Below are 3963 nucleotides of genomic sequence, written 5' to 3'. Positions count from 1 at the left end.
GGCTTGATCGAGGGTTTGCATACCGTGGGCCTGACCGGTTTGGAGGGCGGCGTTGATTTGGGCGATTTTGTTCTCGCGGATGAGGTTGCGCACGGCCGGTGTAGAAATCAGGATCTCGTGTGCGGCGACACGGCCGTTGCCGTCGCGGGTTTTCAGCAGGGTTTGGGAAATGATGGCGCGCAAGGATTCGGACAACATGGAGCGCACGATTTCTTTTTCGCCTGCAGGGAATACGTCGACAATACGGTCGATGGTTTTGGCGGCGCCGGTCGTGTGCAGCGTGCCGAAAACCAAGTGACCGGTTTCGGCGGCGGTCAGGGCGAGGGAGATGGTTTCAGGGTCGCGCATCTCACCGATCAAAATCACGTCTGGGTCTTCGCGCAGGGCGGAACGCAGGGCGTTGGTAAAGCTGTGGGTGTGCTGATGCAGCTCGCGCTGGTTGATGAGCGCCTTTTTGCTTTGGTGGACGAACTCAATCGGGTCTTCAATGGTCAGAATGTGGGCCGGTTGGGTTTCGTTGATGTAGTTGACCATCGCCGCCAGCGTGGTGGATTTACCCGAACCGGTCGGGCCGGTTACCAAGACCAACCCGCGCGGATTTTCGGCAATTTTTTGGAAAATGCGCGGCGCACGCAATTCTTCCAGCGTCAGGACGGTGCCCGGAATGGTACGGAATACGGCGGCCGGGCCGCGTTCGGTCATAAAGGCGTTGACACGGAAACGGGCAACATTAGGCAGCTCAAATGAGAAATCGACTTCAAAATCCTGTTGATAGAGCTTGCGCTGGTGGTCGTTCATGACCGAGGTAATCATGGTACCGACTTCTTCCGAGCTCATCTCGGGCAGGTTGATGCGGCGGATGTCGCCGTGTACGCGTATCATAGGGGAAATGCCCGAACTCAAATGGAGGTCGGAGGCTTTGTTTTTCACGCCGAACGCGAGTAAGTCGGTAATCTGCATAATGTGGCCTTATTTTGGTTTAGAATAATAAAATCGCTTTATTTTAAATAGATAAATCCGTTCGACCAAGTAAAATTTTCAAAATGCCGAGTGATGAACGGGTTAAAGGAGAAAACCATGTCGGTATTGCAACAAAACTATCAGGACGTATGCCGGGCGCTTGAACAGGCGGCTGAGGCTGCAGGACGGCCTGCGGGTGCGGTGAAGCTGGTAGCGGTCAGCAAGACGTTTCCGGCAGACGATATCCGCGAAGTGTATGCGGCCGGTCAGCGCGATTTTGGTGAGAACTATATTCAGGAATGGTTTGAAAAAACGGAAACGCTGGCTGATTTGCCGGATATTGTTTGGCACGTTATCGGCGATGTGCAGTCCAATAAAACCAAATTTGTGGCCGAACGCGCACATTGGGTGCATACGATAGGCCGTCTGAAAACGGCGCGGCGCTTGAGCGAACAAAGGCCGTCTGAAATGCCGCCGTTACAGGTGTGCATTGAAGTGAACATTGCCGCGGAAGAGGCGAAACACGGCGTGGCGCCCGCTGAAGCGGTCGAGCTTGCTGTTGAAGTGGCCCAGTTGCCGAATATTAAAGTGCGCGGATTGATGTGTGTGGCCAAGGCCGACAGCAGCGATGATGAGTTGCGCAGCCAGTTTCATACCATGCAACGGCTTTTGGCTGAGCTGAATGCGGCAGGAGTCGAAGCAGATGTTTTGTCTATGGGTATGTCCGGAGATATGCCAATCGCGGTAGAATGCGGCGCAACCCATGTCCGCATCGGCAGCGCAATTTTCGGCAAGCGGCATTATCCTCAATAAAAGTAATAGGCCGTCTGAACAGGGTAGACAGCAGTTTCAGACGGCCTGATCGATATCACAAAGGAGTGACATATATATGAATATCTATTTTCTCGGTGGCGGCAATATGGCGACTGCCATTGCAGGCGGTTTGGTCAAACAAGACGGCTATCGTGTCCACATTGTCGAACGCGGCGCCGAAAGACGGGAGCAACTGGTGCAAGAATTGGGTGTAGCCACTTCTGAAAACCTGCCCGAATTGAGTGCGGACGACGTCCTCATTCTCGCCGTCAAACCGCAAGACATGCAGGCAGCCTGTCAAAACATCCGTTTGAATGGCGCGCTGGTGTTATCCGTAGCGGCAGGTTTGTCCATCGATACCCTCAGCTATTATCTGGGCGGTACACGCCGTATCGTGCGCATCATGCCCAATACGCCGGCCAAAATCGGTTTGGGCGTATCCGGTATGTTTGCCGATGCAGGCGTTTCAGAAGCAGACCGTACAGCCGCCGACGGCATCATGCTCTCTGTCGGCACAACCGTTTGGCTGAACGAAGAAGAGCAACTCCACAATATTACTGGCATCAGCGGCAGCGGCCCCGCCTATGTTTTCTATCTGTTGGGCGCGCTCCAAAACGCGGCTTTGGCACAAGGTTTCAACGAGCAAGACGCACGCGAACTGAGCCTCGCCACGTTTAAAGGCGCAGTGGCTTTGGCCGAACAAACTGGCGAAGCATTCGCACAATTACAGCAAAACGTGACTTCCAAAGGCGGCACGACACACGAAGCCATCGAAACCTTCAAAGCACGTCACGTTGCCGAAGCCATCGAACAGGGTGTAGAAGCCTGCGTTAAACGTTCGCAAGAAATGGCGCAACAATATAAGGCCGTCTGAACATGCGCGGCGACTTGCTCTTATTATTGGCAGACGCTATTGCCATCCTGTGTATCACACGCTTTTTGCTCCGATACGCAGGATTGGCAACAGAGCACCCCCTGCTCAAATTCAGCATACAGGCAACAGGCTGGCTGACCAAACCTTGGCAAAAAGCATTTCCATCCGGCGAAAAAACCGATTGGTACTGCCTGTCCGCAGGTTTTCTGGTGTACTACCTTGCCTGTACCGCCATTATTTTCATCTCACCGGCGCTGTCCATCAGCAATAAGCTGATTTTGGCAAACTTCTGGTTTGCCGTACTCCATATGTTGAAAGCCGCGGCCTATACATTACTTATCGGTCTGATTATTAGAATGGTGTCCGGCATACAGGGCCGCTATTCCCCGTTGACTTATGCCATCGAACGAATCCTGCAGCCATTGCTCAAACCGTTTTCCTTCTTACGCGCAGGGCGATACGATTTTTCAGGCAGTTTGTTGGCACTCTTATTATGGTTGTGGCTGGCCCGATGGTTTCCCCAACTTATCCAGCAAACCAACCTATGGTTGCTTCAATAGGCCGTCTGAAAGCACAGCAGGTATTAACGACCAAAAATACAACGTCCTAAAAAGCGCTTTAATACATTTAGGTGTAAGGTAGTGCAAAAAAGTGCAAATCGAAATATAAAGAACAAATGAATAGGTAAAACGTGATATGATTTCGCCCAATTTCCAAAACGGAAATTCAAGAAAACCCAATAAAAGCAAACCCGTAGCATCCAAATCATTAACAACAAACCGAAAGCAGACACCATGGCAAAGCTGACAGAACAAGATATTTTAAACTGGGATGGTCCTGAAGAGGACTACATGAACAGCGACCAATTGGCCTTCTTCCGCGAACTACTGGTTAAAATGCAAGAAGAACTGATTGAAAATGCAAATACCACTACCGGCCATCTTCAAGAGCACGAATCCGCCCCCGATCCTGCCGACCGAGCTACTCAAGAAGAAGAGTACGCTTTAGAACTGCGCACTCGCGACCGCGAGCGTAAACTTCTCAATAAAGTGCAAGCGACTATCCGCAGCATCGACGAAGGTAATTACGGTTTCTGTGCCGATACCGGCGAACCCATCGGACTCAAACGCCTGCTGGCACGTCCGACCGCGACATTGTCCGTAGAAGCGCAAGAGCGACGCGAACGAATGAAAAAACAGTTCGCCGACTAAAATATAAAGATAGATAAACCTCAAAAGGCCGTCTGAGAAGAGCAATTCAGACGGCCTTTGTTTTGTATTTTTTTTGTATGTATGGATAGTGTAGAAAGGTTATTG

General features: G+C 51.5%; 5 protein-coding genes. 4 read left to right on the top strand and 1 reads right to left on the bottom strand.

The window, feature by feature from the left end:
* On the bottom strand, positions 1-960 hold a 960-nt coding region (locus O3660_RS11480; protein ID WP_371464998.1), incomplete at its 3' end, for a type IV pilus twitching motility protein PilT.
* 117 nt (positions 961-1077) lie between these two features.
* Here O3660_RS11480 and O3660_RS11475 point away from each other — a divergent pair.
* The 4 genes from O3660_RS11475 to dksA all read left to right on the top strand — a co-directional run bounded on the left by O3660_RS11475 (position 1078) and on the right by dksA (position 3858).
* A complete protein-coding gene (locus O3660_RS11475; protein WP_049350734.1) occupies positions 1078-1773 on the top strand; it encodes a YggS family pyridoxal phosphate-dependent enzyme in 696 nt (231 codons plus the stop codon).
* Positions 1774-1849: 76 nt separating this feature from the next.
* Positions 1850-2647 carry a pyrroline-5-carboxylate reductase gene (gene proC / locus O3660_RS11470; protein WP_049350733.1) on the top strand — a complete coding sequence of 266 codons (798 nt, stop codon included), beginning with the start codon at positions 1850-1852 and terminating at the stop codon, positions 2645-2647.
* 2 nt (positions 2648-2649) lie between these two features.
* On the top strand, positions 2650-3207 hold the full coding sequence (locus O3660_RS11465) for a YggT family protein (RefSeq protein WP_371464996.1): 558 nt from the start codon (positions 2650-2652) through the stop codon (positions 3205-3207).
* Between the two features lie 234 nt (positions 3208-3441).
* The gene (dksA, locus tag O3660_RS11460) at positions 3442-3858 is read left to right on the top strand and encodes an RNA polymerase-binding protein DksA (RefSeq protein ID WP_049350731.1); all 417 of its coding nucleotides are present in this window, start codon (positions 3442-3444) and stop codon (positions 3856-3858) included.
* Positions 3859-3963 lie beyond the last annotated feature (105 nt).

The sequence above is a fragment of the Neisseria sp. 27098_8_139 genome, assembly GCF_041433195.1.
GTDB classification, from domain to species: Bacteria; Pseudomonadota; Gammaproteobacteria; order Burkholderiales; family Neisseriaceae; genus Neisseria; species Neisseria subflava.
This window is presented reverse-complemented; position numbering and strand designations above follow the sequence as displayed.